Origin of the sequence: Ideonella sp., from assembly GCF_041918995.1 — a bacterium.
In the GTDB taxonomy this organism is placed as follows: Bacteria; Pseudomonadota; Gammaproteobacteria; order Burkholderiales; family Burkholderiaceae_C; genus Ideonella.
Map to the genome: position 1 here is coordinate 1 of NZ_JAYRUN010000022.1, position 26296 is coordinate 26296.

General features: G+C 73.9%; 27 protein-coding genes. 20 read left to right on the top strand and 7 right to left on the bottom strand.

Annotated elements, in window-relative coordinates; all coding sequences use genetic code 11:
* The 5 genes from ACE3UN_RS17150 to ACE3UN_RS17170 all read left to right on the top strand — a co-directional run.
* The coding region (locus ACE3UN_RS17150; protein ID WP_374676202.1) for a response regulator at window positions 1–1304 on the top strand (1304 nt) is incomplete at its 5' end.
* Window positions 1301–3319: a response regulator gene (locus ACE3UN_RS17155; RefSeq protein WP_374676203.1), complete on the top strand. Its 2019-nt coding sequence runs from the start codon at window positions 1301–1303 to the stop codon at window positions 3317–3319. The genes ACE3UN_RS17150 and ACE3UN_RS17155, both read left to right, overlap by 4 nt.
* Window positions 3320–3702: 383 nt before the next feature.
* Window positions 3703–5280, top strand: coding sequence for an RNA polymerase factor sigma-54 (gene rpoN, locus ACE3UN_RS17160; protein WP_374676204.1), 1578 nt, complete (start codon window positions 3703–3705; stop codon window positions 5278–5280).
* 19 nt (window positions 5281–5299) lie between these two features.
* On the top strand, window positions 5300–6619 hold the full coding sequence (locus tag ACE3UN_RS17165) for a cation:proton antiporter (protein ID WP_374676205.1): 1320 nt from the start codon (window positions 5300–5302) through the stop codon (window positions 6617–6619).
* A 35-nt stretch (window positions 6620–6654) separates the two neighbouring features.
* On the top strand, window positions 6655–6810 hold the full coding sequence (locus ACE3UN_RS17170) for a hypothetical protein (protein WP_374676206.1): 156 nt from the start codon (window positions 6655–6657) through the stop codon (window positions 6808–6810).
* Window positions 6811–6838: 28 nt separating this feature from the next.
* On the opposite strand, the gene ACE3UN_RS17175 is transcribed toward ACE3UN_RS17170, so the two are convergent.
* Window positions 6839–7345, bottom strand: coding sequence for a hypothetical protein (locus ACE3UN_RS17175; RefSeq protein WP_374676207.1), 507 nt, complete (start codon window positions 7343–7345; stop codon window positions 6839–6841).
* Window positions 7346–7449: 104 nt separating this feature from the next.
* Between ACE3UN_RS17175 and ACE3UN_RS17180 the strand changes: the two genes are divergently transcribed.
* The 3 genes from ACE3UN_RS17180 to ACE3UN_RS17190 are packed head-to-tail and all read left to right on the top strand — an operon-like array spanning window position 7450 to window position 8546.
* Window positions 7450–8022 (top strand): DUF4142 domain-containing protein, encoded by a 573-nt coding sequence (locus ACE3UN_RS17180; RefSeq protein ID WP_374676208.1) that lies wholly within the window; start codon window positions 7450–7452, stop codon window positions 8020–8022.
* A 54-nt stretch (window positions 8023–8076) separates the two neighbouring features.
* Window positions 8077–8376 (top strand): hypothetical protein, encoded by a 300-nt coding sequence (locus ACE3UN_RS17185; RefSeq protein WP_374676209.1) that lies wholly within the window; start codon window positions 8077–8079, stop codon window positions 8374–8376.
* Window positions 8373–8546: a hypothetical protein gene (locus ACE3UN_RS17190; RefSeq protein WP_374676210.1), complete on the top strand. Its 174-nt coding sequence runs from the start codon at window positions 8373–8375 to the stop codon at window positions 8544–8546. Before ACE3UN_RS17185 ends, ACE3UN_RS17190 begins: the two co-directional genes overlap by 4 nt.
* A gap of 69 nt (window positions 8547–8615) precedes the next feature.
* Here ACE3UN_RS17190 and ACE3UN_RS17195 read toward each other — a convergent pair whose 3' ends face one another.
* Window positions 8616–9074: a PA2169 family four-helix-bundle protein gene (locus ACE3UN_RS17195; RefSeq protein WP_374676211.1), complete on the bottom strand. Its 459-nt coding sequence runs from the start codon at window positions 9072–9074 to the stop codon at window positions 8616–8618.
* Window positions 9075–9235: 161 nt separating this feature from the next.
* Between ACE3UN_RS17195 and ACE3UN_RS17200 the strand changes: the two genes are divergently transcribed.
* From ACE3UN_RS17200 to ACE3UN_RS17220, 5 genes are all read left to right on the top strand, one after another.
* Window positions 9236–9436 carry a hypothetical protein gene (locus ACE3UN_RS17200; protein ID WP_374676212.1) on the top strand — a complete coding sequence of 67 codons (201 nt, stop codon included), beginning with the start codon at window positions 9236–9238 and terminating at the stop codon, window positions 9434–9436.
* Window positions 9433–9984 carry an NADPH-dependent FMN reductase gene (locus ACE3UN_RS17205; RefSeq protein ID WP_374676213.1) on the top strand — a complete coding sequence of 184 codons (552 nt, stop codon included), beginning with the start codon at window positions 9433–9435 and terminating at the stop codon, window positions 9982–9984. Before ACE3UN_RS17200 ends, ACE3UN_RS17205 begins: the two co-directional genes overlap by 4 nt.
* Before the next feature lie 129 nt (window positions 9985–10113).
* Window positions 10114–10869: a hypothetical protein gene (locus ACE3UN_RS17210; RefSeq protein WP_374676214.1), complete on the top strand. Its 756-nt coding sequence runs from the start codon at window positions 10114–10116 to the stop codon at window positions 10867–10869.
* 91 nt (window positions 10870–10960) lie between these two features.
* Complete coding sequence (locus ACE3UN_RS17215; RefSeq protein ID WP_374676215.1) at window positions 10961–11815, top strand: hypothetical protein; 855 nt, start codon at window positions 10961–10963, stop codon at window positions 11813–11815.
* A gap of 200 nt (window positions 11816–12015) precedes the next feature.
* A complete protein-coding gene (locus ACE3UN_RS17220; RefSeq protein ID WP_374676216.1) occupies window positions 12016–12630 on the top strand; it encodes a L,D-transpeptidase in 615 nt (204 codons plus the stop codon).
* Window positions 12631–12729: 99 nt separating this feature from the next.
* Here ACE3UN_RS17220 and ACE3UN_RS17225 read toward each other — a convergent pair whose 3' ends face one another.
* On the bottom strand, window positions 12730–14409 hold the full coding sequence (locus tag ACE3UN_RS17225; protein WP_374676217.1) for a hypothetical protein: 1680 nt from the start codon (window positions 14407–14409) through the stop codon (window positions 12730–12732).
* Between the two features lie 95 nt (window positions 14410–14504).
* On the opposite strand from ACE3UN_RS17225, the gene ACE3UN_RS17230 reads away from it, so the two are divergent.
* Window positions 14505–15731: a diguanylate cyclase domain-containing protein gene (locus ACE3UN_RS17230; protein ID WP_374676218.1), complete on the top strand. Its 1227-nt coding sequence runs from the start codon at window positions 14505–14507 to the stop codon at window positions 15729–15731.
* On the opposite strand, the gene ACE3UN_RS17235 is transcribed toward ACE3UN_RS17230, so the two are convergent.
* The 3 genes from ACE3UN_RS17235 to ACE3UN_RS17245 are packed head-to-tail and all read right to left on the bottom strand — an operon-like array spanning window position 15671 to window position 20762.
* The gene (locus tag ACE3UN_RS17235; protein ID WP_374676219.1) at window positions 15671–17443 is read right to left on the bottom strand and encodes an ATP-dependent DNA ligase; all 1773 of its coding nucleotides are present in this window, start codon (window positions 17441–17443) and stop codon (window positions 15671–15673) included. The genes ACE3UN_RS17230 and ACE3UN_RS17235 overlap by 61 nt on opposite strands.
* A complete protein-coding gene (locus ACE3UN_RS17240; RefSeq protein WP_374676220.1) occupies window positions 17440–18480 on the bottom strand; it encodes a ligase-associated DNA damage response exonuclease in 1041 nt (346 codons plus the stop codon). Before ACE3UN_RS17240 ends, ACE3UN_RS17235 begins: the two co-directional genes overlap by 4 nt.
* A 59-nt stretch (window positions 18481–18539) precedes the next feature.
* Entirely contained in the window at window positions 18540–20762 is a 2223-nt protein-coding gene (locus ACE3UN_RS17245) for an ATP-binding protein (protein ID WP_374676221.1), read from the bottom strand.
* Between the two features lie 118 nt (window positions 20763–20880).
* Between ACE3UN_RS17245 and ACE3UN_RS17250 the strand changes: the two genes are divergently transcribed.
* From ACE3UN_RS17250 to ACE3UN_RS17275, 6 genes are all read left to right on the top strand, one after another.
* Window positions 20881–21453: a cysteine hydrolase family protein gene (locus ACE3UN_RS17250; RefSeq protein WP_374676222.1), complete on the top strand. Its 573-nt coding sequence runs from the start codon at window positions 20881–20883 to the stop codon at window positions 21451–21453.
* Between the two features lie 96 nt (window positions 21454–21549).
* Entirely contained in the window at window positions 21550–21984 is a 435-nt protein-coding gene (locus tag ACE3UN_RS17255; RefSeq protein ID WP_374676223.1) for a YciI family protein, read from the top strand.
* Window positions 21985–22068: 84 nt separating this feature from the next.
* Window positions 22069–22527 (top strand): hypothetical protein, encoded by a 459-nt coding sequence (locus ACE3UN_RS17260; RefSeq protein ID WP_374676224.1) that lies wholly within the window; start codon window positions 22069–22071, stop codon window positions 22525–22527.
* A 110-nt stretch (window positions 22528–22637) separates the two neighbouring features.
* Window positions 22638–23789 (top strand): zinc-dependent alcohol dehydrogenase, encoded by a 1152-nt coding sequence (locus tag ACE3UN_RS17265; protein ID WP_374676225.1) that lies wholly within the window; start codon window positions 22638–22640, stop codon window positions 23787–23789.
* Window positions 23790–23818: 29 nt separating this feature from the next.
* Window positions 23819–24376: a hypothetical protein gene (locus tag ACE3UN_RS17270; protein ID WP_374676226.1), complete on the top strand. Its 558-nt coding sequence runs from the start codon at window positions 23819–23821 to the stop codon at window positions 24374–24376.
* A 79-nt stretch (window positions 24377–24455) separates the two neighbouring features.
* The gene (locus tag ACE3UN_RS17275; protein WP_374676227.1) at window positions 24456–25301 is read left to right on the top strand and encodes a 2OG-Fe(II) oxygenase; all 846 of its coding nucleotides are present in this window, start codon (window positions 24456–24458) and stop codon (window positions 25299–25301) included.
* A 13-nt stretch (window positions 25302–25314) separates the two neighbouring features.
* Here the strand turns inward: ACE3UN_RS17275 and ACE3UN_RS17280 are convergent, their stop codons facing one another.
* Entirely contained in the window at window positions 25315–26151 is an 837-nt protein-coding gene (locus tag ACE3UN_RS17280; protein ID WP_374676228.1) for a DUF2189 domain-containing protein, read from the bottom strand.
* Window positions 26152–26296 lie beyond the last annotated feature (145 nt).

Here is a 26296-nt window from a genome sequence, read left to right on the forward strand (position 1 = left end):
CGGACGCGCCGCCGCGCCGGCTGCCGGCGCCGCGTCCCGTGGAGATCGAGCCGCCCGCCGACCCCCTGGCCGGCGTGACGCCGGTGCTGTTCGCCAACCCCGCCGACGACGACCGGAACGACATGTCGGCCACCGACCGCGTGCTGCTGATCGTGGAGAACGACGTGCCGTTCGCCAAGGTGCTGCTCGAGGCCGCGCGGCTGGCCGGGTTCAAGGGCCTGGTGACGGGCTCCGGGGCGGCCGCGCTCACCCTGGCGCGCGAGTACCGCCTGTCCGCGGTGACGCTGGACATCCACCTGCCCGACATGGCGGGCTGGCGTGTGCTGGACCGCCTGAAGACCGACCCCGCCACCCGCCATGTGCCGGTGTGCGTGGTGTCCACCGACGACGCACGCGAACGCGCGCTGCAGGCGGGCGCGATCGGGTTCCTGCCCAAGCCGCTGCAGTCGGCCGACGTGGCGCGCGACGCCGTGGAGGAGCTGGGCCGGTACGCCGACCGGGCGACCCGCCGGCTGGTGGTGGCCATGCCGCCGGGGCCCGCGCGCGTGGCGCTGCTCGACGGCCTGGATGCCGACGTGCAGGCGGTGCTGGTGGACGATGCCGCGCTCGGCCGCGAGCTCATGGCCAGCGCCGACGCCCTCGTGGTGGACGCCACGGTGGCCGAGCTGGGGCCGGAGGATGTGCTGGACGCGGTGTCCAGCCGGGGCGGCGTGTGCCAGCTGCCCGTGGTCGTGTACCAGCCCGAGGGCGCGCCGGAGGCCGCCGCCTGGTCGCGCGGCCGCGACGGCTTCGGCGTGAGCGTGGCGCGCAGCGAGCCCGCGCTGCGGCGGCAGGTGGCCTACTGGCTGCACCGGGCCGCCGAATGGGCGGGCGGCGAGGGCTCGGCCGAGGGCGACGCCGGTTTCCCGCCGGACGCGCTGAAGGGCCGCAAGGCACTCATCGTCGACGACGACATGCGCAACATCTTCGCGCTGGCCACCGTGCTCGACGAGGTGGGCATGGTGATCGTGTCGGCCGACAACGGCCGCGAGGCGATTCGCCTGGTGGAGGTGGACCCCTCCATCGACGTGGTGCTGATGGACATCATGATGCCGGAGATGGACGGCATCGAGACCATGCAGCGCATCCGCCAGCTGCCGCGGGGCCGCGAGCTTCCCATGGTGGCCGTGACCGCCAAGGCGATGAAGGGCGACCGCCAGAAGTGCATCGAGGCGGGGGCCTGGGACTACCTGTCCAAGCCGGTGGACCCGAGCCACCTGCTCACCGTGCTGCGCGGCTGGCTCTGCGGGGGGCTGCGGGGATGACCGGCTTCGCGGGCGAGATGACTGAGCAGGCCCACATCCTCATCGTGGACGACCTGCCGGAGAAGCTGCTCGTCTTCCGCACCGTGCTCGAGGACCTGGGCCAGCCCCTGGTCTTCGCCCGGTCGGGCACGGAGGCGCTGAAGGAGGTGCTGGCGCGCGAGTTCGCGGTGATCCTGCTGGACGTGAACATGCCGGACATCGACGGCTTCGAGACGGCCTCGCTGATCCGCCGCCACCGGCGCTCGGCCCACACGCCCATCATCTTCATCACCTCCTACGCCGACGAGCTGCAGACGGCCAGGGGCTACTCGCTCGGGGCGGTGGACTACATCCTCTCGCCGGTGGTGCCGGAGATCCTGCGCTCCAAGGTGCGCGTGTTCGTCGAGCTGCACGTGCTGCAGAAGCGCATCGCGCGCCAGGCCGAGGAGCGGATCGCCCTGGCCGCCTCGGCCGCGGCGCTGGCGGTGGCGGAGGACGCGCAACGTCGCTCCGCCTGCCTGTCGGAGGTGAGCCATGCCCTGTCCGGGGTGCTGGACCCGGGCCAGGTGCTGCAGGCGCTGCAGGCGCGCGCGGTGCCGGTGCTGGCCGGCGGCGTGTCGCTGCTCGCACCGGGCGACGAGCTGGCGCAGGCGGGGCAGGGCCGGGGCGCGGGGGCAGGGCCAGCGGCCGTGCAGGACTGGCCCTTGCGACAGGGCGATCACACGCTGGGCCTGCTGCGCTTCGACGCGCCCACGGCGATGGGCGAGGCGCTCGGGCCCGAGGTGGCCGAGCGGGTGGCCGTGGCGCTGGCGGCCGCCCACCTGCACCAGGAGCTGCAGGCGGAGATCGCGGAGCGGCGCCAGGCCGAGGCCCGGCTGGCCGAAGCCAGCCGCCGCAAGGACGAGTTCATCGCCATGCTGTCGCACGAGCTGCGCAACCCGCTGGCACCCATCCGCAACGCGGCCGAGGTGATCCGGCGGGTGGCGCCGGAGGACAAGACCCTGCGCTGGGCCAGTGACATCACCGACCGCCAGGTGCGCCAGCTCACGCGGCTGGTCGACGAGCTGCTCGACGTGGCGCGCATCAGCCAGGGCAAGATCGTGCTGCAGCGGGCGCCGCTGGACCTGGCGGCGCTCGTGGCGGACTGCGTCGACGCGCAGCGCTCGGCCATCACGGCGCGACGGCAGACGCTCACGCAGGCCGTGTCGAGCGTGCCCGTGTGGGTGAACGGCGACGCGGACCGGCTGCGGCAGGTGGTGGGGAACCTGCTGAGCAACGCCATCAAGTACACCCCCGAGGGCGGCGGCCTGCATGTGGGCATCGGCCTGGACGGCGGGCAGGCTCTGCTGACGGTGCGCGACACCGGCATGGGCATCGAGCCGGACCTGCTGCCGCGTGTGTTCGAGCTGTTCGAGCAGGGACCGCGCACGCTGGACCGCAGCCAGGGCGGCCTGGGCATCGGGCTGACGCTGGTGCAGCTGCTCGTGCAGCTGCACGGCGGCCGGGTGGAGGCGCACAGCGCCGGCACGGGGCAGGGCTCGGAGTTCCGCATCTGGCTGCCCACCAGCGGAGCCCTGGCCGCCCCGGCGCCCGCGCCGGCCGTGGAGGCCCCCGTGGTGCCGCACCGCCACATCCTGCTGGTGGAGGACAACGTGGACGTCGCCGACACCACCGCCACGATGCTGCGCCTGTCGGGCCACACGGTGTGCGTGGTGCATGGCGGTGCCGAGGCCATCGACGCCGTGGCGGGCTTCACGCCCGACGTGGTGCTGCTGGACATCGGCCTGCCGCACATGGACGGCTACGAGGTGGCGCGCCGCCTGCGCCACACGGCGGCCTGTCAGGGCGCCTGGCTGGTGGCGCTGACTGGCTACGGCCAGCCCGCCGACCGCCAGCGCGGACGCGACGCGGGCTTCGACGAGCACCTGCTCAAGCCGGTGGACCCGTCCGCACTGGACGAGATCATCGCGCGCAGCGCACGGCCCGCCGGCTCGGCACCGGCCGGTGCCACGCTGTACCGCTTCGGCCGCCCCTGAGGGCCCGCAGCCCCGGCCACGTGCCGGCATACGGGCCGGCGCCCGCGCAGGCCCACATGCCTGCGCCGCGCACTCACACGCGCGCTCACAAGGGCCTGCGCAAGGGCCTGCACAAGCGCCTGCAATCCTGACCGCCCAGCGGCAATTTCGCACGCGGCCGAAGGCCCCAGCGCGGGCTGCGAGGCGCATCGGCGGCGGGCCGGATGTGACAGGGTTCTCCCCGGTGCCGGCAGCCGGCGTGCCCGGCTGACAAGGACTTAGCGCCCACTGCTCGTGTCGTGAGGCGCCTGCACGTATCCGCATGCAACCGCCACGGCCAGAGCCGGCACAGGCCGTGCATTCAGGGGGCACAACACATCACCACCTTCGTCGCGAGGGACCGCATGCTTTCCATCCACCAGCACACCGAGCATCGACAGCAGCAGACCTTGTCCCCCCGGCTGCAGCGCGCCGTCTGGCTGCTGCAGCTGTCCTCCACCGATTTCGCCCACGAGGTGCAGTCGGTGCTGGGGCGCAACCCGTTCCTGGAACATGACGAGGGCGACGGCGAGGAGGCCGCGCCGCCGGCTGGCCTGCCGCCGGAACGCCTGGCCGATGGCCTGGACCTGGGCGCCGCCGGCGCCCCCGAGGCGCTGGGCGCGTCGGGCGGCGTGGAGGGCGGCCTGCTGGACGACGGCGGCCTGGCCGGCGCCCTGCCGGAGTCCCTGGGCGGCCCCCTGGATGGCGACGGCGCGCTGGCCATGGCCGAGGTGGGCGCCGCCGACCCGCTGGGCGACGACGGCGACCGCGACATCTGGACGGCCGACGGCCTGGGCCGCCAGCGCCGCAGCGAGGACGGCGAGGTGACGGCGCTGGACCTCATGGCCTGGGAGCCCACGCTCGCGGCCCAGCTGCATGCGCAGATCGACCTGCTGCCGCTGCCCGAGCGCGACGCCGCGCTGGCGCGCGCGGTCGTCGAATCGCTGGACGACGACGGCTACCTGCGCACCCCGCTGGAGGAGATCGCCCAGGTGGCCGACCTGGCGCCGGCGGCCAGCCTGGCGGAGATGAAGATCGCGCTGGCGCGGGTGCAGTCGCTGGAGCCGGCCGGGGTGGCGGCGCGCAACGTGGCCGAGTGCCTCACGCTGCAGCTGCAGGCCATCGAGTGCCCCGACATGCGCGAGCTGGCGCGCCGCATCGTCAACGAGCACATGGACATCCTGGCCCGCCACGACAACGGCCGCCTGGCGCGCGAGCTGAAGCGCCCGGTGGAGGACATCGAGGCGGTGTGCGAGCGCATCCGCCGGCTGGACCCGCGGCCGGGCTGGCGCTGCGGCCCGTCGCCCGTGCAGTACGTGGTGCCCGACGTGGTGGTGCGCAAGGTGCGCGGCAAGTGGGCCGTGCAGCTCAACGCCGCCGTGGTGCCGCGCGTGCGCATGAACCGCGTCTATGCCGAGCTGTTCCAGCGCCACCGGCGCGCCGAGGACCAGGCGCTCGCCGAGCACCTCAAGGAAGCGCGCTGGACGCTGCGCAACGTGGAGCAGCGCTTCGTCACCATCCTGCAGGTGGCCGAGGCCATCGTGGAGCGGCAGCACCGCTTCCTCGACCATGGCCCCATGGCCATGCGGCCCCTGGGCCTGAAGGAGATCGCCGACGCGCTGGGCCTGCACGAATCGACCGTGTCGCGCGTGACGAACAACAAGTACATGATGACGCCGATGGGCGTGTTCGAACTGAAGTACTTCTTCTCCCGCGCACTGACCACCGAGAGCGGCAAGACCTGCTCGGGCACGGCGCTGCGCAGCCTCATCAAGGACATGATCGAGGCGGAGAAGCCGGACGACCCGCTGTCGGACGCCGACATCGCCCGGTTGCTGGCCAAGCAGGGCGTTCGCCTGGCGCGCCGCACGGTGACCAAGTACCGCCAGTTGCTGCGCATCGACCCGATCGAGCGGCGACGCGGCCGCGTCGCCCACGCCTGAGCCCGGGCACAGACCGGCGATGGCCGAGGCGATCGCCTGGTTCCTGGTGGCCGGCGGGCTGCTGGTCCTCGTCGGCCTGACGGACACCTGGCGCCGCGAGCTGCCCTTCAGCGCCGCGGCCATCTACCTGGTGGCCGGCCACCTGCTCGGCCCGGAGGGCGTGGGCTTCCTGGACCTGTCCTTCGAGCGCGAGTCCGACGCGGCGCTGGTGGAGCGCCTCACCGAGGTGGCGGTGCTGATCTCGCTGTTCGCGGTGGGCCTGCGGCTGCGGGCCCCGCTGTCCGATCCGCTGTGGCGCGCGCCGGTGGTGATGGCCACGCTCACCATGGCGGTGACGGTGGGCCTGGTGGCCGCGCTCGGCTGGCTGGCCGGCCTGGCGCTGGCGCCCGCGCTGCTGCTGGGGGCGGTGCTGTCGCCCACCGACCCGGTCCTTGCCTCGGACGTGCAGGTGGACCACGAGCGCGACCGCGACCGGCTGCGCTTCTGCCTCACCGCCGAAGGCGGGATGAACGACGGCACCGCGTTTCCGATGGTGATGCTCGCGCTCGGCATGCTGGGCCTGCACGAGCTGGGGGACGGCGGCCTGCGCTGGTGGGGCCGCGACGTGCTCTGGGCCGTGGCGGCCGGCCTGGCGATCGGGTGGGCCATGGGCTGGGCGTTCAGCCGTGCGGTGGTCTGGCTGCGGCGCGAGCGCGAGCAGGCCATGGGCATGGAGAGCTTCCTCACGCTGGGACTGATCGCCCTGGCCTACGGGGCGGCTCTGGGTGCGCAGGCCTACGGTTTCCTGGCGGTGTTCGCCGCCGGCCTGGCGATGCGCTACGTGGAGCGCCAGGACACGCGCGACGACGTGGCCGCGCAGGAGCCGGCGGCGTCGGCGGGCTCGCCTCAGGTGGCGGATCTCGGCCCGGCGGATGCGACGGTCCCGGCCCGGGCCAGCGCCTACATGGCCAAGGCGGTGCTGGACTTCACGCTCGACCTGGAGAAGCTGGCCGAGCTGGTGGTGATGGTGCTGATCGGCGCGCTGCTCTCGCGCGAGGCGTTCACGCCCACGAACGTCGGCATCGCGCTCGGCGTGTGCCTGCTCGCGCGGCCGCTGGCCGTGTGGTGCACCACGCCGTTCTTGTCGCTCGACCGGCCGCAGCGCCGGTTGGCCGCGTGGTTCGGCGTGCGCGGGGTGGGCTCCATGTACTACCTGGCCTTCGCCGTGGCGCATGGCGCCAGCGGGCCGGAGGTGGAGCCGGTGATCGAGGCGGTGCTGGTGACGGTGGCGATGTCCGTGCTGCTGCACGGTGCCACCGCCACGCCGGCCATGCGGCGCTACCGGGAGCGCCGGCGCTGAGCGCCTCGCCGGCACCCGGTTTGCCCGGCTGCGGCATGCCCGTGCCCACCACGCCCAATCCCGAGTCGCCCACCCATCCGGTGCCGCCGCCGCAGCCGCCGCACCGGCACATCCACGACCCGGACCCGTGGAAGCCGCCGGCGCCGGTGGAGGACCCGCCGGCGCAGCCGGACGAGCCGACCCTGCAGTGAGCCCCGGCCGCGGGGCCGCCGGCCTGCGTCAGCCGGTGCGCTGCTCCCCGCCGTGACGCTGCACGCGCTCGGCTTCCTCGCCGGAAGGGGTCTGCGCGTCGAGTTCACGGGCCGGCGACTCCGCCACCTGGGTGAGGTCGTCCGGGCGCTCGATCAGCTCCTCGATGAGGAAGCGGCCGTAGTACTGGGCACGCTCCGCGCCATGGGCCCGGGCCGTCTGGGCGATGGCGCGGGCGGCGTCATCGCTGGCGGCCTTCACCACCAGCCAGTGGTAGCCGCGCTCGGCGAGGTCGCGGTGGGCCTTGATGAGGTTGAGCTCCTGGCCCACGGCGGCCAGCGGGCTGGCGTGCTGCAGGTCCTGCTCGATCTGGGCCAGCATCTCCTGGTCGGTGTAGCGGTGCACGCCGCTGCGGTCGTGGCCGGTCTGCGCCAGCGCCTGGGCGGCCGCGTCGGCCTGTTCGGCCCCGGGCAGCGAGATGACGACGTGTCCGACCGGCTTGAAGACGCCGAAGCTGTGGGCGGTGGTGGTGTCCATGCCGCCGCGCAGGCAGGCAGCGTGCCTGCGGAGGGGCGGCCGGCTCGCACGGCAATTGCCGGGTGCCCTGCATTCGACCGTTTCATCCCCAAGGAGAACACCGCATGACTCTCGACACCTCTTTGCGTGCGGCGGCCTGCGCCGGCGTGTGCTGCCTGAGCTTCAGCATGGCCGTGCTGGCCCAGACACCCTCGACGGGGGGGGCCGCTCCGGCGGCGGCCACGGCGGGCGCCCTGTCGGCGGCCGACCGGAAGTTCGTCGAGGACGCGGCCGCGGGCGGCATGGCCGAGGTGGAGATGGGCCGCATGGCCGAGCAGAAGGCCAGCAACGCGCAGGTGCGCCAGTACGGCGCCCGCATGGTGCAGGACCACGGCAAGGCCAACGCCGAGCTGAAGTCCCTGGCGGCCGCCAAGAGCGTGAACCTGCCCACCGCGCTGCCGGCCCCGCACAAGGAGCACGCCGACCGCCTCGGGAAGCTGAGCGGCGCCGACTTCGACCGTGCCTACATGAAGCACATGGTCGACGACCACCGCGCCACGATCGCGAAGTTCGAGAAGCAGTCGCAGACCGGTGCGGATGCCGACCTCAAGGCCTGGGCCGGCAAGACGCTGCCCACGCTGCGCGACCACCTGCAGCAGGCGCAGACGGCGCATGCCAGCGTGAACCCGGGCCAGTGAGCCCGGGCCCGCCCCACGTCCCTTCCGATTGACCCCCAACGAGGAGTGAACCCCATGGACACGATCACCCCCTGGACCCGCCGCGCGGCGGGCTGGACCGGCGTGCTGGCCATCGCCGCGGCGAGCCTGCTGATGGCTGGCTGCGAACGCCGCGACGCGGCGGACACCGGCAACGCGACGGGCACCACCGGCGGCGCCACCGATTCCACCACCGGCACCGGCTCGATGGGCTCGACCACCACCACGCCCTCGGGCACCACCGGGACCCCGGGCACCGGCACCCCCGGCAGCACCGACACCATCACCCCGCCCATGGACCCCGCGTCGGCGCCCATGCCGGCGGCCAGCCAATGAACGCCGGTGCGGCGCCGCTGCCCCGCTGGGCGCATGTGACGCCACCCGTGCCCAGCACCGTGCCGCCACCGCCACCGCCGGAGATGCCGCCGCAGCCCGAGCAGGACCTCCCGATGGAGGTGCCGCAGCCCGAGCCGTCGCCGCCCGCCGGCCAGGCTCGGCTGCACTGATCCCCATCGATCCCCGCACGAGAAAACGCCCGGCATCGCCGGGCGTTTCCATGTGGGGACAGGGGGCGGTCAGTCGTGCGCCGCGCGCGCCTGGTCACGCAGGGTGCGCACCTGCATGTGGTTGCGCTTCACGCCTTCGAACTGGCGTTCCACCACCATGCGCACCTGCGGCGGCAGGTCCTCTTCGAGCGCCTCGCGGTAGCGCTCCAGGGCCGCGTCCTCGCCGCGCTCGCACTCCTCGAGCATGGCGAGGTCGCTGTAGCCAGCCAGCGTGCCCTTCACCGCGACCCAGCCGCGGTGCATGGCACCCGTGGCGCTGCCGCTGTCCTCGGGCTCGCCGCCGCACTGGCGCACCAGGGCCTGCAGCTCGGTGGCGGCCTGGCGGCAGTCGGTGGCGCGCGCGGTGAACAGGCTGCGCAGCTCGGCACTGTTGACATGCTCGGCGCAGCTCTGGAAGCCGTACTCGCCGTCCTTGCAGGTCTCGATGAGCTTGTTGAGGGTGCTCAGGGTGTTGCGGTCGTTGTCCATGGGGTGTCCTTTCCGGATGAGAAGCGGTGAACGAAAGGCGCCCCCGCCGCAGCGGGGCGTCTGCCGGCCCTTGGGCAGGGCGCATGCCCGCCGGGCTGCAGCTGCGGTAGGCCGCGGCGTGCAGGCCGTGCGCGGGAGCCCGGCTTGCTCCGGCGCGCCCCATGACGCCGCCCGTTCCCATTCCGCCGGCCGGCCAGGTGCCCGCCGCCCCTCCCGCCACGCCGGTGCCTGCCCACCCCGCGGTGGTGCCCGCCGACGACACCGCGGCGGGTGAGGAGGACCCCGGCGCCGCGCTCGATGCGCTGCCGGATTACCACGCCGGTGGCGATGCTCCCCGCCCCCCACCTGGAGACACGCCATGAAGATCGCCGTGCTCGTCGGCAGCCTGCGCGCCGAGTCCATCAACCGGCAGCTCGCGCGCGCGGTGCAGGCCCTGGCGCCCGACGACTGGGACTTCGATCCGCTCCCGCTGCACGAGCTGCCGCTGTACAACCAGGACCAGGACGGCGCGCCGCCCGAGCCCTGCGTGCAGCTGAAGCGCCGCATCGAGGCGGCCGATGCACTGCTGTTCGTGACGCCGGAATACAACCGCTCCATGCCCGGCGTGCTGAAGAACGCCATCGACATCGCCTCGCGCCCTTACGGCAAGAACTCCTTCGCCGGCAAGCCGGCCGGCGTCCTGGGGGCGTCCATCGGGGCCATGGGCACCTCCATGGCGCAGCAGCACCTGCGCAACGTGCTGTCGTACCTCGACGTGCCGGTGCTGCGCCAGCCCGAGGCCTACATCCACTTCCGTGACGGCCTGGTCGACGCACAGGGCCGCATCACCGATGACGGCACGCGCGCCTTCCTCACCAAGTGGGTCCAGGCCTATGTCGCGTTCGCCACGGGAGGTTCTCCTACAGCGTGACCCGCAGCCGGCCGGCGTGGCGGCCCCAGGCCGGCGCCTAGAGTGGACTCCGCCGGGAAGCCTTCCGGCCCCCGATCTCACCCACCGCCATGCGTTCCGGCGCACGGCCTTCGATCACAGGAGTCCCTCATGTCCCGCAAATTCCTCATCACCGGCCTGACCTCCGCTGCCATCGTGGCCACCATGGGCCTGGCCTATGCCCAGAGCCAGGACGAATCCGCCCTGGCCAACAGCAACGTCAACGGCACGCAGAACTCGCTGGGCCACGACCAGGCCGGCCCGCCCGCGATGCCGGCCGATGCCGCCGCGATGTCGGCCACCTACGGCTCGTCCTATGACGAGCAGGGTCGGCTGGCCGCCTCGGGCGACACCTCGTCCGCCGTGAGCGCGCCCGCCGGCGGCGACATGAACACCGACAACAGTGCGGCCACCAGCGCCAACATGGGCGCGACGACCAGCGATGCGGCGAACAACCCGTACAGCGCCCCGTCCTCGTCCACGGCGCCGGTCGCTGGCGCCACGGCGCCCGCCGACGGGATCCATGGCCAAACGGCTGTGGACCCGGCCGTGAGCTCACGCCTTTCCACGGCCGGGGCCGGCACGGCGCCCGACAGCAGCGGGCAGGCATGGGTGATCGCAGGCGGCCAGGATGCCAGCGCGGCGGCCGGCTCCGCGGGCACGTCGTCCACGAATGGCGCCACCGCCGAGACGCGCGTCGACCTGAACTCGCCGAACGAGCGCCCGTACAACATGGGCAGCGATCCGGTCGGCAACAACTTCCGTGAAGGCCAGGGCAGCGCGGGCAGCGCGTCCAGCTGGAACGGGTCCGACAACAGCACGGCGCCTGCCGGCGAAATGCGCGCCCCGCGGGCGGACCGCAACTGATGACGACCCGACGGGTGCCGGCCCCGGCGCCTGATTCCCGCCATCCGGGCGCGTCGCTTGCCCGGATGGCGTCGAACTTCTCCATCTGCCCATGAGTGCCCGCCAAGACGTCATCGAAGGCCTGCGCAACGGCGTCGTCGTCGGTGCCGCGGTGCTGGCCGTCGGCTATGCCCTCGTCCAGCTGGGCGTGCTGCCCACGCCTTGGTCGTCGGCCCAGCCCGCCGTGGCTGCCTGGCACGCGGACACAGCGGGGCCGGGCGCCGCGCCGCCCCCCGCTGGCGCTGCCGCGGCGCCGCAGCGGCCGGGCATGGGCGCACCGCCCCCGGCCCGCCGGCTGGAGCTGGGCGATGAGTCGGCGTCGCTGGCGGTGCGTCGCCTGGCGCAGTGGGTGCTGGACGCCAACGACCATGGCGACCGGCATTTCGTCGTGCTCGACAAGCGCAATGCGCGGGTCTTCGTCTTCGAACCGGACGGCCGGCTCGCCGGGGCCAGCCCCGTGCTGCTGGGCTATGCCGCGGGTGACGACACGGTGCCTGGCATCGGCGACCGCCCCATCGAGCAGGTGAAGCCGCAGGAGCGCACCACGCCGGCGGGCCGCTTCGTGGCCGAGCGCGGGCGCAACGCGCTGAACGAGGACGTGGTCTGGGTCGACTACGACGCCGCCGTTTCCATGCACCGCGTGCGCGCCACCAATCCCAAGGAGCGGCGCCTGCAGCGCCTGGCCAGCGCCACCTCGTCCGACAACCGGATCAGCTACGGGTGCATCAATCTCCCCGTGGCCTTCTTCGACGAGGTCGTGTGGCCCCGCTTCCGCAGCCAGCGCGGGCTGGTCTATGTCCTGCCCGAGGTCAAGCCCCTCACCGACGTGTTCCCCGGGCTTGCCTCCGCCACCGCGGCCACCACCGCGTCGCTGGCGGGCAAGCATGCGAGTGTTGCTGCCATGTGAAGACGCCGTCGACCGCCAAGAAAGGCCAGGGTTACCGGGCTTTTGCTGCGATTGCTTACTGCCGTTGCCTTTAGCATTCCGGCCAGTCGGGGTGCGCACGTTCGCCGCGCCCCAGGACAGATCGGGATGGCGGGGCGATGGCTCTCAAGTGGTGGGCAGGCGCGCGTGCAGCGTGCCTGGGTGCAGGACTGTGGTGTGCGATGGGCTTCGCCCTGGCGTCCGTGGCGCCAGGCGGCGCGCCGTCGGCGGGCACTCAGGTGGATTTCCGGGGCGTGCAGCCCTCGGAAGAGGCGCGCCATGCCGCCATCGCCGCCATCGACCTGCGCGATGCCCGTGGCCGCCCGGTGGCGGTGGTCGACAAGAAGAACGCGCGCATCTATGTGTTCGGCGCCGACGGACGCCTGCGCGGCACCACCCCGGTGCTGCTGGGCCTGACCCCCGGTGACCGCAGCGCGCCGGGTGTCGGCCGCCTCGCGGGCGGTTACATCCCGGCGGCCATGCAGACCACGCCGGCCGGCCGCTTCGAGTCCGAGCCGGGCCGCAACCTGACCGGCGAATCCATCGTCTGGCTGGACTACGACGCCGCCCTGGCCATCCACCGGCTGCGCCCGGCCCACCCGGCTCAGCGCCGGCCGCAGCGACTCGCGTCGGCGAGCACCGCGGACAACCGCATCAGCCAGGGCTGCGTGATCGTGCCGGGCGAGTTCTTCGACCAGGTGGTGGCCCCCACGCTGGGCCGCCAGCGCGGCGTGGTGTACATCCTGCCGGAAGCGGATCAACCGGCCGAGTTCATGCAGGTCGCCGGCAAGCGCTGACACCGGCGCCCAGAACGACAAGGCCCGCCGGCGTTCGCCGGCGGGCCTTTTTTTTCATGGGGTCAGGCCCGGGCGGTCAGGACCGCCGGGCTGGGCCGATCAGCTGCCCTTGCGGCTGCTGCCGGACGACGAGCCCCCCGTGGACGAGCTGCCGCTGGAACCGCTGCTGCCCGAGGCGCCGGTGGCGCCGGTGGAGCCGCTGGTGCCCGACAGGCTGCCGGCGCCGCCGCTGCCCGCGCTGCTGCCCGAGCCGCTGGAGCCCATGGCGCTGGTCGAGCCGGCCGACCCGGACGACGAGCTGCCCTGGCCACCCATGCTGCCCGCACCGGAGGAGCTGCCGTAGTCCGAGCCGCCCGAGCCGCCCGAGCCGCTCTGCCCGGACAGGCCGGTGGAGCCGCTGGACAGGCTGGTGCCGCTGGAGCCGCCGCTGCCCGACGAGGCATTCGAGCCCTGGCCCTGGCCCTGGCGGCCCTGGCGCCAGCTGCTGAACTCGTCCGAGAAGCGCTTGTAGCGGTCCTGGCGCCAGCTGCGGTAGTCGTTGTCCAGGGTGCGCATCTGCTCGGTCCGCCACTGGTGGTAGTCGGGATCGAACTCTTCCTGTTGCCCCTGGCCGCCCTGGCCCTGCTGGCCGTAGCCGGACTGCGCGCCCATGCCGGACAGGCCGGAATGGCTCCACGAGTGCATGCCCTGACCGCCACCTTGGCCGCCCTGGCTGCTGCCCTGGTCCTGGTTGCCGTAGCCGCCGTAGCCGCCCGACGAGGCCCCCCAGGCGCCCTGGCTGCCACCGTAGCCGCCCTGGCTGCTGCCGTAGCCGCCCTGGCTGCCCTGGTTGCCGCCGTAACCGCCCTGGCTGCCGTAGCCACCGGACGAGCCGCCGAACTGGCCGCCGGACGAGCCACCCCAGGGGCTGCCGCCTTGCATGCCGCCGGAGGAGCCGCCGAACTGGCCGCCCGACTGGCCGCCCCACTGGGAGCCCTGGCCGCTGTACTGGCTGTGCTGTCCGCTGCCGTAGCCGCCACCCTGGCCATGCTGGCCGTACTGGCCCTGGCCGCCGTAGCCGCCGCCTTGGCCGTAGCCGCCCTGGCCGCCGCCCCACTGGCCCTGCTGGCCGCCTTGGCCACCGGACCAGCCGCCGGACTGGCCGGACGAGCCCCACATGCCGGCGGACTGCTGGCCGCCGTAGCCACCCTGGCTGCCGTAGCCGCCCTGGCCGCCCTGGCCGCCACCGAAGCCGCCCTGGCTGCTGCCGTAGCCGCCGCCCTGGCCGCCGCCGTAGCCGGACTGGCCACCATAGCCGCCCGAGGCGCCGTAGCCACCCTGGCTGCCGCCATAGCCGCCCTGGCCGCCTTCGTACTGGCTGCCCATGCCACCGGACATGCTGTGCTGCCCTTGTCCGCCCTGGCCGCCATAGCTGCCCTGGCCGCCGAAGCCGCCCTGGCTGCCCATGTTGCTCTGGCCGCCGTAGCTGCCCTGGCCGCCGAACTGGCTGCCCTGGCCACCCTGGCTGCCGTAGCCGCCCTGGCCGCCATAGCCACCGTACTGCGAGCTCTGGCCGCCGCCCTGGCTCTGCTGGCCCTGGCCCCAGCCGCCTTGCGATCCCTGGGAACCGGAAGCGCCCTGCTGGCCGCCGTAGCCGCCGCTGGCGCTGTGCTGCCCGCCTTGTCCGCCCTGGCTGCCCTGGCTGCTGCCGTACTGGTTGCCGCCCTGTCCGTAGCTGCTGGAGCGACCGCTGTCCTCCAGGCTGCCGCCCTGGCGGTTCGCATCATCACGCTGTTGCATCTCGCTTCCTTTCCTCGGTTGGAGGTGCCGGCAGTCCGGCACCCGTGGCGGCTGTCGGGCAAGGCCCATGCCGTGTAAAGGCGACAATGGCCCGCGTGATCGATTCCGAATCGCTGCCGCCGCTGCGCCCCGCGGCGCTCCCGCGCTGGCGGGCGCGCCACCTCGTCTGGGCGGCCGTGGCAGGGGCGGCCGCGGGCGCGGCCGTGACCCTGCTGCTCGTGCTCGACGTGGGCGGCACGCTCGGTCCGGAGGCGGAGCGCCGCATCGGCTGGCTGCGCGACGCCGCCGTGATCTGCCTGCTCGCCGTCGGGGCCCTGCTGCTGTGGCTGGTGCACCGGCAGCGCGGGCAGATCGATGCGTCCGAGCAGCTCTACCGCAGCACGCTCGACGCCATGGAGGCCGGCATCGTGCTCTATGACGCCGACGACCGCCTGGTGCTGTGCAACGAGGATTTCCGCACGCTCTACCGTCCGCTGGCCGACGCCATGACGCCCGGGAAGACCTTCGAGGCGCTGCTGCGGCATGCCGTCTCGCGGGGTCTGGTGCCCGAAGCCGCCGGCCGCGAGGACGAGTGGATCGCCGAACGTGTGCAGCAGCACCGGCATCCCGGCCCGCCCGTGCTGCGCGAGTTCGCGGGCGGGCAGTGGCGCCGCATCGTCGAGCGGCGCCTGCCGTCGGGCGGCGTGCTGGCGTTCAGCACCGATGTCACAGAGCTCGTGCAGCGCGAAAGCGAGCTGCGCCGGATCGTCCGGGAGCGGGATGCCTTCGCGGAGGCACTCTCCGCCGCCAACCGCCAGCTGACCGACCTGTCGGAGACCGACGGCCTGACCGGCATCGCCAACCGCCGCCGTTTCGACCGCCGCCTGCGCGAGGAGTGGCAGCGCGCCCAGCGCCACGGCGTGCCCATGGCTCTGCTGCTGGCGGACGTGGACCACTTCAAGGCCTACAACGACCACTACGGCCACCCGGCGGGCGACGACTGCCTGCGCCGCGTGGCCACGCTGCTGCAAGGCTGCGCGCAGCGCAGCAGCGACCTGGTCGCGCGCGTCGGTGGCGAGGAGTTCGCCGTGCTGCTGCCACACACCGGCGCGGCCGAGGCCGAGGAGGTCGCCAGCCGCTGTCTGCAGGCGCTGCGGCGGCAGGCGCTGCCCCATGCCGCGTCGCCCACGGCGGCGCACCTCACGCTCAGCATCGGCGTGGCGCGCCTGGCCGGCCCCGGCGACACGCCGGACGAGCTCGTCGCGCGCGCCGACCGCGCGCTCTACGAGGCCAAGCGCGGCGGCCGTGACGGCGTGGTGGTGGCGTCCGCGTTCTCGCCCTGAGCGGGCGGCGTGTCCAGCAGCGCCTGCAGGGTGGGCAGGCTGTCCGCCTCGTGCAGGGGCTTGTCGTGGCGGATGCGCAGCATGCGCGGGAACCGCACGGCGATGCCGCTCTTGTGCCGGGGGCTGCGGTTGATGCCCTCGAAGCCCAGCTCGAACAGCAGCGTGGGCTTCACGCTGCGCACCGGGCCGAACTTCTCGAGCGTGGTGGCGCGGATCACGCGGTCCACCTCGCGGAATTCCGCGTCCGTCAGGCCCGAATAGGCCTTGGCAAAGGCCACCAGCTGCAGCCCGTCGGGGGCGGGCGGCTCGCGCCGTTCGATGGCGGCCACCACCGCAGCGGCCTCGGCCGCGTCACGCGGAGGCCGGCTCCACACCGCGAAGGTGTAGTCGGTGTAGACGCTCGCCCGCCGGCCGTGGCCGGCTTGCGCATAGATGAGCACGGCGTCCACCGACAGCGGGGCGATCTTCCACTTCCACCATGTGCCCTCGGCCTTGGTGCGACCGGTGCCGTAGCGGGCCTGCGCATGCTTGAGCATGAAGCCCTCCACGCCCCGGGCCCGCGACTGCTCGCGCAGCGCCGCCAGCTCGGCCCAGCTGGGGGCATCGACGCGTGGCGACAGCACCAGGCCGGAGGCCGCCACCTGCGGGTCCGCGGCCAGGCGCTCCAGCGCGCTGCGGCGCGCGGCCTGCGGGGTGGCGCGCAGGTCCTCGCCCTGCCACTCCAGCAGGTCGTAGGCGATGAAGGTCACCGGCGCCTGCGCCAGCACCTGCCGTGTCAGCGTCTTGCGGCCGATGCGCTGCTGCAGCAGGTTGAAGGGCGCGGGGGCGCCGTCCTTCCACACCACGATCTCGCCGTCCACCACCGTGCCGTCGGGCCAGCGGCCGGCCAGCACCACCACTTCGGGGAAGCGCTCCGTGACGAGTTCCTCGCCGCGCGACCACACCCACACCTGGCCACCGCGCCGCACCACCTGGGCGCGGATGCCGTCGTACTTCCATTCGACGAGCCAGTCCGTCGGCGGTCCCAGCCGCGCGTCGAACTGCGCGATGGGGGCGTCCTCCAGCGCATGGGCGAGGAAGAACGGGTAGGGCTGCCCGGAGTCGGCCGCCGCCTGCTGGCCCGGCGGGGCGGTCAGGGCGAGGAAGGCCGCCTCGTCCGGGCGGGCTGTTTTGTCGGTGTAGCCCATCATGCGCTGGGCCACGAGCTTGGCGTCCAGGCCGGCGTGGGCGGCCAGGGCCCGCTGCACCAGCAGCTTGCTCACCCCCACGCGGAAGCCGCCCCCGATGAGCTTGGTGAGCAGGAAGCGCCCGGTGGCATCGAGCTCCTGCCACCAGGCGGCAATGCGCTCGGCCTGCACCTCGGGCGCGGCGCCGCGCAGCGGCAGCAGCCGTTCCTCCACCCAGGCGCCCAGGCCCATCGGGACGGATTCCGGCGCACCGGGCAGCACATGCGCGATCGTCTCCGCCAGGTCGCCCACGGCCTGGTAGCACTCGTCGAACAGCCATGCCGGGACGCCGGCCACCGCCTGCGCCAGCGTGACGAGCGTGGCGGTGGGCACCAGCTGCCGGGGCCGACCGCCGGCCAGGAAGTACACCGCCCAGGCCGCGTCGCGCGGCGGGGCCTCGGCGAAGTAGCGCTGCAGCGCGTCGACCTTGGCCGAGGTGGCGGTGCTGGCGTCCAGCGCGTTGAACAGGGCGGCGAAGCGCTTCATGCGTTGGTGGCCGGGGAGGGGGCGGCAGCGGGCTCCTCGTGCTCGTCGCCGTACTCGGTGCGGAAAGCCTCGGCCTGCAGTCCCTGCTCGGCGAGCCAGCGCACCATCACCGCCTCGTAGCCGTGGGTGACGATCACGCGGGTGGCGCCGGTGGCGCGGATGGCCTGCTGCAGGCCCGGCCAGTCGGCATGGTCGCTGAGCACGAAGCCGCGGTCCACCGCCCGCCGACGGCGCGCGCCGCGCAGCTGCATCCAGCCGCTGGCGAATGCGTCGCTGGCATCGCCGAAGCGCCGCGCCCACGCCGAGCCCTGCACCGACGGCGGCGCCACCACCAGCGCATGCGACAGCGCGGCCTTGTCCAGCTCGTCCACCCGGTGCGTGGGCGGCAGGGCGACGCCCGCCTCGCGGTAGGCGCGGTTGAGCGGCTCCACGGCGCCATGCACGACGATGGGGCCGATGCGGGCGTCCACGCCGGCCAGGATGCGCTGCGCCTTGCCGAAGCTGTAGCCCATGAGCAGGCTGGCGCGGCCGGCGGCGGCGTTGGCCTGCCACCAGGCATCAATGTCCGCATACACCTCGCGCTGCGGTGCCCACCGGTAGATTGGCAGGCCGAAGGTGGATTCGGTGATGAAGCAGTCGCAAGGCACCGGCTCGAACGGCTCGCACGAGAGGTTGCCGTCGCCGACGCCGGAGACGAAGTAGTCGCCCGAGGCCACCCAGACCTGCCCGCCGTGGGCCAGCCGCACCTGCGCCGAGCCGAGCACGTGGCCGGCCGGGTGCAGGCTGATCTGCACGCCCCGGTGCTCGATCCGCTCGCCGTAGGGCAGGGCCTGCAGCGTGATGTCGCCGAGCCGGGCGCGCAGCACCCCCTCGCCGCGTGCGGCGGCCAGGTAGTGGCCATGGCCGGGGCGGGCGTGGTCGGCGTGGGCATGGGTGATCACCGCACGCTCCACCGGCCGCCAGGGATCGATGTAGAAGTCGCCGGGCGGGCAGTACAGCCCCTCGGGACGCTGGACGATGAGGTCGGGCGTCGGCATGGGGCCACGATAGCGGCTGCGGTCGCGGCCCGGCCCGCGTGGGGGCAAGACGGGGTCGGTCAGCGGGACGCCGGGTCGGCCGCGAGCACGCGGTCCACCTGGTGCAGCGTGGGGCCCAGGGCGAGCGGCTTGCCGATGAAGCCGGTGGCGCCCGCCGCCAGGGCGGCGGCGCGGGTGGCCGGCTGCACGTCGGCCGACACCACCAGCACCGGCACGCCGGCGGTGGCCGGCGACGAGCGCAGGCCGGCCAGCAGGTCCAGGCCATGGCTGGCGCCCAGCTGCAGGTCCAGCAGCAGGAGGTCGGGCGGCGACGCCTCCACCGCCTCCCGCCCGGCCTGGGCGGTGCCATGGATCTCCAGGGTGACCTGGGGCCGCGCCTGCAGGATGGCCCGCATGATCTCGGCGTTCACCGGGTTGTCTTCCACGTACACCACGCGCCGCGCCGGATAGCCGGGGTCGGGCGGCGCCGCCGATGCGTCGCCGGGCGAGGGCTCGGGCACCAGGTCGTCGTCGGCGCCGGCCGCGGCCGGCAGGCTGACGGCGAAGGTGCTGCCCTCGCCGGGCGCGCTGTGCACCCGCAGCTGCCCACCCATGAGCTCGACCAGGCTGCGCGTGATGACCAGCCCGATGCCCGTGCCCGGCACGGTGCCCGCTTCGCGGCCGAGCCGGTTGAAGGGCTCGAACAGCCGGGCCTGCTGCGCGGCGGTCAGGCCGTCGCCGGCGTCGTTGACGGTGAGCTCCACGGTGGCCGCCGGTCCCTGCGCCGGAAGGGCACGGGCGGCCACGGTGACCGCCCCGCCGTCGACGTTGTACTTCACCGCGTTGGACAGCAGGTTCAGCAGCACCTGGCGCAGCCGGGTGGGGTCGGCGCGCACCGCCAGGCAGGCGTCGAGCCGGGTGGCGTCCAGGCGCACGTTGCGCGCACGGGCCTGGGCCTCCACCAGCGCCCACGCCGACGCCACCTGCGGCGCCAGGCGCAGCGCGCGCTCCTGCAGCGTGGGCGGGCTGCCCTGCAGGCGCGACAGGTCGAGCAGGTCGTCGATCATGGCCGCCAGGTGCCAGCCGGCGGACTCCATCACCTCCAGCGCCCGGGCGGTGTCCGGGCGGCCGTCCAGGCCGTCGCGCCGCAGCAGCTGCGCATGGCCCAGCATGGCGTTGAGCGGGGTGCGCAGCTCGTGGCCCACGTGCGACAGCAGCTCGCTCTGGGCGCGCGAGCGTTCCTCGGCCGCGGCCTTCGCCCGCTCCAGGGCGCGCAGGCGGTGGTCCTGGGTGACGTCCTCCAGCGCCAGCATGACGCCCGCCGCGTCGTCCGGACCCGCGCCGCCATGGCGCGCCACGTGCAGCCGCGCATGGCGGGTGTCGTCGCCGGCCGTGGCCAGGCGCAGCTCGACACGCCCCGGCGCGCCGCCCGCCCCCGGGGCCCCGGGCTCGCCGGCGCCCGGCCCCACCGCCAGCGCCTGGTGCAGCAGGGCCGCGTCGCGGGCGTCGAACAGGGCGGCGGGCGCCTGCCCGGCCAGGGCCGCGCGGGGGCGCCCGAGCGCACGGGCCAGCGCCTGGTTCGTGTCGGCGACGAGCCCGTCCGCACCCAGCCGGGCCAGGCCCACCGGGGCGGAATCGAACAGCCCGCGGAACAGCGCCTCCGACCGGGCCAGCCGCTCGTTGGCGCGCGCCAGGGCCGACTGGTGCCGGCCCATGGCGGCGAGCGCACGGCGCACGTCGTCCAGGATGAGCGTGGCCACGAACGCGGTGGCCAGCGTGATCACCGTCACGTCCAGCAGGTGCCACAGGCCCACGGCGGGCGGCAGGGGCGGCACGCGGCCGCCGACGATCTCGGACAGCCCGATGATGCCGAGGGCACCGAGCGTGACGGCGCAGCAGGCGAGGAACGCGGGCCGGCTCAGCAGCAGCCCGCACATGCCCAGCACCGCGGGGTAGGCGTAGTTGCCGGCGTCCATCAGGCCGCCGCCGAGCCAGCTGCAGGTGGCCAGGACCCCGATGCAGGCCAGGCACACGCACAGCGGCGCCCAGGGGGCGGTGAGCCAGCGCCGGACACGCACGAGCAGCAGGCAGCCCGTGCCGGCAACAAGCAGCACCGTGGCCTGGTCGCCGATGCCGCGCACGGCGTTGGCCACGCCGAGGATGCCGAAGGCGCCCGCCGCGGCCACGGCGATCTGGTAGAGCCGCCGGACGCGCTGCCGGTCGAACGCGTCGGCGGGGGCGGCGATGGGCGGGCGCGGGACAGGGCGCATGGGCGCATCCAGGCGGTCGCACACGAACGGCATGTGCCGGTCCATCATAACGGCGAGGTGACGGGGGTGCCGGGGGGGACGGCGACCGCGACGCCAACTTCGTGCGGAATGGGGGGTTGGGTGCGCGCTCCTGCCCCCGCACAATCGGCCGATGACCACCGCCTCACCCCTGTCCGCCACCCTCGCCGCCCTCGTCGTCATCGACGTCCAGCAGGCGCTGTGCGTCGGCGAATACGCCGCTCACGACATCGACCGCGTCATCGCCCGCCTGAACGGGCTGATGCACCAGGCACGCGCCGCCCGCGTGCCGGTGGTGCTGGTGCAGCACGAGGAGGACGACGGGCCGCTGGTGCACGGGGCGCCGGGCTGGCAGCTGGCGGACGGGCTGGAGGCCCGCGCCGAGGACCTGCGCGTGCGCAAGCGCACCCCCAATTCCTTCCACGAGACGGGGCTCGATGCGCTGTTGCGGGCGCGCGGCGTGCGCCATCTGGTGGTCGGCGGGCTGCAGACCGAGTTCTGCGTCGACACCACCGTGCGGCAGGCGCTCGCGCTGGGCTACGGCGTCACGCTGGTGGCGGACGGCCATTCCACGTGTGACGGCGCCATCACCGCCGAGCAGGCCGTGGCGCACCACAACCGCACCCTCGGCTTCCTGGGGGGCTTCGCGGCCGGCATCCAGGTGGCACCGGCTGCCGAGCTGTCCTTCGCGGCTTCGGCCGCCTGAACGGGGCGCGGCGGCTGCCCCTGTCGAAACCGGTTCGCCCCGATCGTCGAGCGGGTGAGGCGTGGCAGGGGCCGCGCCGGCACAAGGAGCGTTCACATGCGATTCATGGTGATGGTCAAGGCCACCGGCGACAGCGAAGCGGGCACCATGCCCGACGAGGCGATGATGGCCGCCATGGGCCGGTTCAACGAGGAGCTGGTGAAGGCGGGCGTGATGCTCGCCGGCGAGGGCCTGCACCCCAGTGCGCGCGGCGCGCGCGTGCGCTTCTCGGGCGCGGACCGCACCGTCGTGCGCGGGCCGTTCAGCCCGGCGGGCGACCTGGTCGCCGGCTACTGGATGTGGCAGTGCGCGTCCCTCGACGAGGCGATCGAGTGGGTGCGGCGCTGCCCCAACCCCATGCCGGGCGACTCCGAGATCGAGATCCGCCCCGTGTTCGAGGCCGAGGACTTCGGCGAAGCCCTCACGCCGGAGCTGCGTGCACAGGAAGACCGCTTGCGTGCCGAAGTGGCGAAGCAGCGGTCGGACGGCTGAGGCGCGCCGGCTACAGTGGCGACTCGCCCCGCGGCGCCCGCTGCGGCCGCTTCGCCCTGTGGGGTGCCGCCGGCACCTGACCCCATGACCGTCTTCCGCCTGATCCGCACCTCCACCCTGGCCGCCCTGCTGGCCGCATCGCTGTCGCCGGCCGTGGCCGGCCCCGCTGCCGAGGCCTTCGGCGCCTGCATGTCCGACAGCACCACCGGCCGCGAGCGCAAGGAGCTGGCGCGCTGGATGTTCGCCGGCATGGCCGCCCACCCGGAGATCCGCTCGCTGTCCAACGTGACGCCCAAGGACCAGGAGGCCCTGTCGCGCTTCATGGGCGGGCTGTTCACCCGGCTGGTCACCGAGAGCTGCCGTGCCGAGGCGCGCGCGGTGGTGGAGGGCGAGGGCAGCATGGGCCTGCAGGCGGCGTTCGGCATCCTGGGCCGCATGGCCATGACCGAGCTCATGTCCAACAAGGACGTCAACGCCGCGATGAGCGACTTCGAGCGGTATGCCGACCGCGACCGGGTGCAGGGCGCGCTGAGCGGCCGCTGAGCCCCGCCGGCCGCGCGCCGGCCGCGTCCACCCCCGGGGCGTGGCACACCGGTTGCCGCGCCCTCGCCATTGCCTTCGCTGTCCGGAGGCTGAAGCGACCGGGAGACGCCATGCTGGCGATGGAATACCGCGGCCCGTATCGGGTGCGCGTGCGGCACAAGGCCGAGCCGCAGATCGAGCACCCCTTCGATGCGATCGTGCAGGTGACGCGCTCGTGCATCTGCGGCTCCGACCTGCATCTGTACCACGGGCTGGTGCCCGACACGCGGGTGGGGTCCACCTTCGGCCACGAGTTCGTGGGCCGGGTGGTGGAGGTGGGCTCCGGCGTGCAGCGGCTGAAGCCGGGTGACCGCGTGCTGGTGCCGTTCAACATCGCCTGCGGCGCCTGCTACTTCTGCCGCCGCGAGCTGTTCGGCAACTGCCACGCCACCAACCCCGAGGCCACGGCGGTGGGCGGCATCTTCGGCTACTCGCACACGGCGGGCGGCTACGACGGCGGCCAGGCGGAGTACGTGCGCGTGCCGCTGGCCGACGTGGGCCCCACGCTGATCCCCGAGGGCATCTCGGAGGACGACGCCGTGCTGCTCACCGATGCGCTGCCCACCGGCTACCAGGCCGCGGAAATGGGCGACATCGACGAGGGCGACACCGTGGTGGTGTTCGGCGCCGGCCCGATCGGCATCTTCGCCGCCCGGTCGGCCTGGCTGATGGGCGCGGGCCGGGTGATCGTGGTGGACCACATCGAGGAGCGGCTGGCCTTCGTGGCGCGCTACGGGCCGGCCGAGGTGGTGGACTTCCGCCGTGTCGGCGACATGGCCGAGCACCTGAAGAAGATGACCGACGGCCTGGGCGCCGACGTGTGCATCGATGCGGTCGGCTGCGAGGCCGCCGGCAGCGCATTGCACCGGCTGACGGGTGTCAAGCTCAAGATGCAGGCCGGCTCGGCCACCGTGCTGCACTGGGCCATCAACTCCGTGCGCAAGGGCGGCCGGGTGTCCGTGGTGGGGGTGTACGGCCCCACCTTCAATGCCGTGCCCATCGGCAACGCCGTGAACAAGGGCCTGACCCTGCGCATGAACCAGGCCAGCGTGAAGCGGCACCTGCCGCGCCTGATCGAGCACATCCTCGCCGGGCGCCTGCGGCCCAGCGAGGTGATCACGCACCGCATGCCGCTGGAGGAGGTGGCCGATGCCTACCACCTGTTCTCCAGCAAGCTCGACGGCTGCATCAAGACCGTGCTGATCCCGCCGGGCGCCCAGTGACGCGCGGCCCCGACCAGGAACCCTCCACCATGTCCACACCCGACTCCGACGACACCGCCCGCGACCGCGCCGTGACCGAGGGGCGCGCCCGCGACCACGCCCACCGGCACCTGGATGCCGCGCGCCTGGCGCACATCCCTGGCTGGGGGGCGGACCGGCGGCGCGAGGACCGCCCGGCGGTGCCCATGGAGCGCACGCCGCCCCGGCTGGAATCGCCGCCGGCCGGGCTGCCGCCACCGCAGCGCCGCTCGGTGGAGGTGCTGCATTCCGCCGAGCGGCCGGGCCTCACGCCCGTCTACGGCACCAGCGTGCCGCCGGCGGGCCTGAGCGGCGTGCTCCGCCGCCAGGCCTACGGCTGGAGCGAAAACGACCTGCGGCGCTGGCTCACCCTGCTGGCGGCCGACCGCGTGGACGTGCTCGAAGGCGTGCTCGACGACCTGCGCCGTGGCCATGTGCCCAACGTCTACGCCGAGATGGGCGGCCGCGCCGAGCTGCGCCACAACCCGGGCGGCGCCGCGCGCAAGGCCGCCGTGCTGGTGCTGCTGGCGGGGGCCGCCGTGTGGTGGTGGCAGCGCCGCCGCCCGTGAGCGCGGCGCGGCCGGCGTCGCGCCCGCCCCGGCCGAGCGGGCCGCGCCGGGCGGCTGCGGCTCGGGCGACAATCGGCGCATGACCACCCACGCCGCCATCACCCCCGAGCTGCGTGCCTGGATCGTCGCCCAGGCCCAGGCGGGTTTCACCCCCGAGGACGTGCTGGCTGCCATGCGCGGCAGCGGCTGGCCCGAGGACGTCGCCATCGAGGCCATGGAAAGCACCTTGTCCGACCACCTGCAGGCGCAGGGGCGGGCCATTGCCGGGCGGCCCCTGCCGGAGCCGTCGCTGCAGGGTGCACCGGGCACCGTGGTGGTGGACGGCCATCCGGTCAAGGTGCTGCTGTCGATGAAGCTGCCGCGCGTGGTGGTGTTCGGCGGCTTCCTGTCCGACGCCGAGTGCGACGAGCTGCGCGCCCTGGCCGAGCCGCGCCTGGCGCGCTCCGAAACGGTGGTCAACGAGACCGGCGGCAGCGAGGTGAACACCGCGCGCACCAGCGACGGGATGTTCTTCGGCCGGGGCGAGTTCCCGGTGTGCGAGCGCATCGAGCGGCGCATTGCCACGCTGCTGAACTGGCCGGTGTCGCACGGCGAGGGCCTGCAGGTGCTGCGCTACCGGCCGGGCGCCGAGTACAAGCCGCACCACGACTACTTCGATCCCGCGCACCCCGGCACGCCCACCATCCTGTCGCGCGGCGGGCAGCGGGTGGGCACGCTCGTCATGTACCTGAACGACCCCGTGCGCGGCGGCAGCACCACCTTCCCCGACGTGGGGCTGGAGGTCGCTCCCGTGAAGGGCAACGCGGTGTTCTTCAGCTACCACGCGCCCCATCCCAGCACGCAGACGCTGCACGGGGGCGCGCCGGTGCGGGAGGGCGAGAAGTGGGTCGCCACCAAGTGGCTGCGCGAGCGCGAATTCCGCTGACGCGGCGTGCGGCTCAGGCGGGCGGCGCGGCCGGGTCGCCCGGCGTGGGGCCCACCGCGTCTCGGTAGGCATGCCAGGTGGCGTGGCCCAGCAGCGGGCCCACCACCACCAGGCCCAGGAAGGCCGGCAGCATGGCCAGCGCCACCAGGGCCGTGAGCAGGGCGCCCCAGCACAGCAGCACGCCCGGCTGGGTGAGCACCAGCCGCAGGCTCGTGAGGCCGGCGGTGATGGCGTCGGTGGACCGGTCCAGGATCATGGGCATGGCGACCACGCTCACGGAGAAGATCAGCCCGGCGAACACCGAGCCCACCAGCAGGTAGGCGACGATGAACTCCAGGTTCTGCGGGTCCAGCAGGGCCAGCACGGAGCCCTTGAAATCGGGCATGCCGTCGAAGCTGAGCGCGAACACGACCAGCGACGCGCGCGCCCAGAGCATCTCGAGCACCAGCAGCACGAAGCCGAAGATGGCCAGCGTGCCGGTGCGCGTGTCCCAGGCCAGCAGGGAGTTGCCCAGGTCCGGCCGCTCGCCGCGCTCCAGCGCGCGGCTGGTGTGGTACAGGCCCAGGCACAGGAACGGCCCCATGAGCAGGAAGCCGGCGGACAGCGCCAGCGTGTACGCCGGCGCGTGCTGGAACACCTTGAGCAGCAGCCAGCCCATGCCCGCGAAGCACACCCCGTAGAACAGGCCGATGCCCGGCGCGCGGCGCAGGTCGCGTGCACCCAGGGCCAGCCAGCGCCAGGGGGCCCCCCAGCCCAGCGTACGCAAGGGGATGTCGAACGCGCCACTGCGCGGGGCCGGCTCGGGGGTGGCGGCCGGTGGGGTGGCGTCGGGCGTGGTGTCGGCGTTCATGGGCGTCGGCGGCGCCGGGTGGGCGCATCAAGGCCGCTTGATGCAGGGTAATGGCCCCGGCGCGCGGCGGCCACGGGACTCGCCCTAGGCCCTGCGCCGCAGGCGGTGTGCCGCTCCTAGAATCGCGCCGCCCGGTCCGGGTGAC

Excerpts from the sequence above, each read along its gene's own strand:
- ACE3UN_RS17155 (WP_374676203.1), top strand. The coding sequence starts at position 1,301 with ATGACCGGCTTCGCGGGCGAGATGACTGAGCAGGCCCACATCCTCATC.
- rpoN (WP_374676204.1), top strand. The coding sequence starts at position 3,703 with ATGCTTTCCATCCACCAGCACACCGAGCATCGACAGCAGCAGACCTTG.
- ACE3UN_RS17165 (WP_374676205.1), top strand. The coding sequence starts at position 5,300 with ATGGCCGAGGCGATCGCCTGGTTCCTGGTGGCCGGCGGGCTGCTGGTC.
- ACE3UN_RS17170 (WP_374676206.1), top strand. The coding sequence starts at position 6,655 with ATGCCCGTGCCCACCACGCCCAATCCCGAGTCGCCCACCCATCCGGTG.
- ACE3UN_RS17175 (WP_374676207.1), bottom strand. The coding sequence starts at position 7,345 with ATGGACACCACCACCGCCCACAGCTTCGGCGTCTTCAAGCCGGTCGGA.
- ACE3UN_RS17180 (WP_374676208.1), top strand. The coding sequence starts at position 7,450 with ATGACTCTCGACACCTCTTTGCGTGCGGCGGCCTGCGCCGGCGTGTGC.
- ACE3UN_RS17185 (WP_374676209.1), top strand. The coding sequence starts at position 8,077 with ATGGACACGATCACCCCCTGGACCCGCCGCGCGGCGGGCTGGACCGGC.
- ACE3UN_RS17190 (WP_374676210.1), top strand. The coding sequence starts at position 8,373 with ATGAACGCCGGTGCGGCGCCGCTGCCCCGCTGGGCGCATGTGACGCCA.
- ACE3UN_RS17195 (WP_374676211.1), bottom strand. The coding sequence starts at position 9,074 with ATGGACAACGACCGCAACACCCTGAGCACCCTCAACAAGCTCATCGAG.
- ACE3UN_RS17200 (WP_374676212.1), top strand. The coding sequence starts at position 9,236 with ATGACGCCGCCCGTTCCCATTCCGCCGGCCGGCCAGGTGCCCGCCGCC.
- ACE3UN_RS17205 (WP_374676213.1), top strand. The coding sequence starts at position 9,433 with ATGAAGATCGCCGTGCTCGTCGGCAGCCTGCGCGCCGAGTCCATCAAC.
- ACE3UN_RS17210 (WP_374676214.1), top strand. The coding sequence starts at position 10,114 with ATGTCCCGCAAATTCCTCATCACCGGCCTGACCTCCGCTGCCATCGTG.
- ACE3UN_RS17215 (WP_374676215.1), top strand. The coding sequence starts at position 10,961 with ATGAGTGCCCGCCAAGACGTCATCGAAGGCCTGCGCAACGGCGTCGTC.
- ACE3UN_RS17220 (WP_374676216.1), top strand. The coding sequence starts at position 12,016 with ATGGGCTTCGCCCTGGCGTCCGTGGCGCCAGGCGGCGCGCCGTCGGCG.
- ACE3UN_RS17225 (WP_374676217.1), bottom strand. The coding sequence starts at position 14,409 with ATGCAACAGCGTGATGATGCGAACCGCCAGGGCGGCAGCCTGGAGGAC.
- ACE3UN_RS17235 (WP_374676219.1), bottom strand. The coding sequence starts at position 17,443 with ATGAAGCGCTTCGCCGCCCTGTTCAACGCGCTGGACGCCAGCACCGCC.
- ACE3UN_RS17240 (WP_374676220.1), bottom strand. The coding sequence starts at position 18,480 with ATGCCGACGCCCGACCTCATCGTCCAGCGTCCCGAGGGGCTGTACTGC.
- ACE3UN_RS17245 (WP_374676221.1), bottom strand. The coding sequence starts at position 20,762 with ATGCCGTTCGTGTGCGACCGCCTGGATGCGCCCATGCGCCCTGTCCCG.
- ACE3UN_RS17250 (WP_374676222.1), top strand. The coding sequence starts at position 20,881 with ATGACCACCGCCTCACCCCTGTCCGCCACCCTCGCCGCCCTCGTCGTC.
- ACE3UN_RS17255 (WP_374676223.1), top strand. The coding sequence starts at position 21,550 with ATGCGATTCATGGTGATGGTCAAGGCCACCGGCGACAGCGAAGCGGGC.
- ACE3UN_RS17260 (WP_374676224.1), top strand. The coding sequence starts at position 22,069 with ATGACCGTCTTCCGCCTGATCCGCACCTCCACCCTGGCCGCCCTGCTG.
- ACE3UN_RS17265 (WP_374676225.1), top strand. The coding sequence starts at position 22,638 with ATGCTGGCGATGGAATACCGCGGCCCGTATCGGGTGCGCGTGCGGCAC.
- ACE3UN_RS17270 (WP_374676226.1), top strand. The coding sequence starts at position 23,819 with ATGTCCACACCCGACTCCGACGACACCGCCCGCGACCGCGCCGTGACC.
- ACE3UN_RS17275 (WP_374676227.1), top strand. The coding sequence starts at position 24,456 with ATGACCACCCACGCCGCCATCACCCCCGAGCTGCGTGCCTGGATCGTC.
- ACE3UN_RS17280 (WP_374676228.1), bottom strand. The coding sequence starts at position 26,151 with ATGAACGCCGACACCACGCCCGACGCCACCCCACCGGCCGCCACCCCC.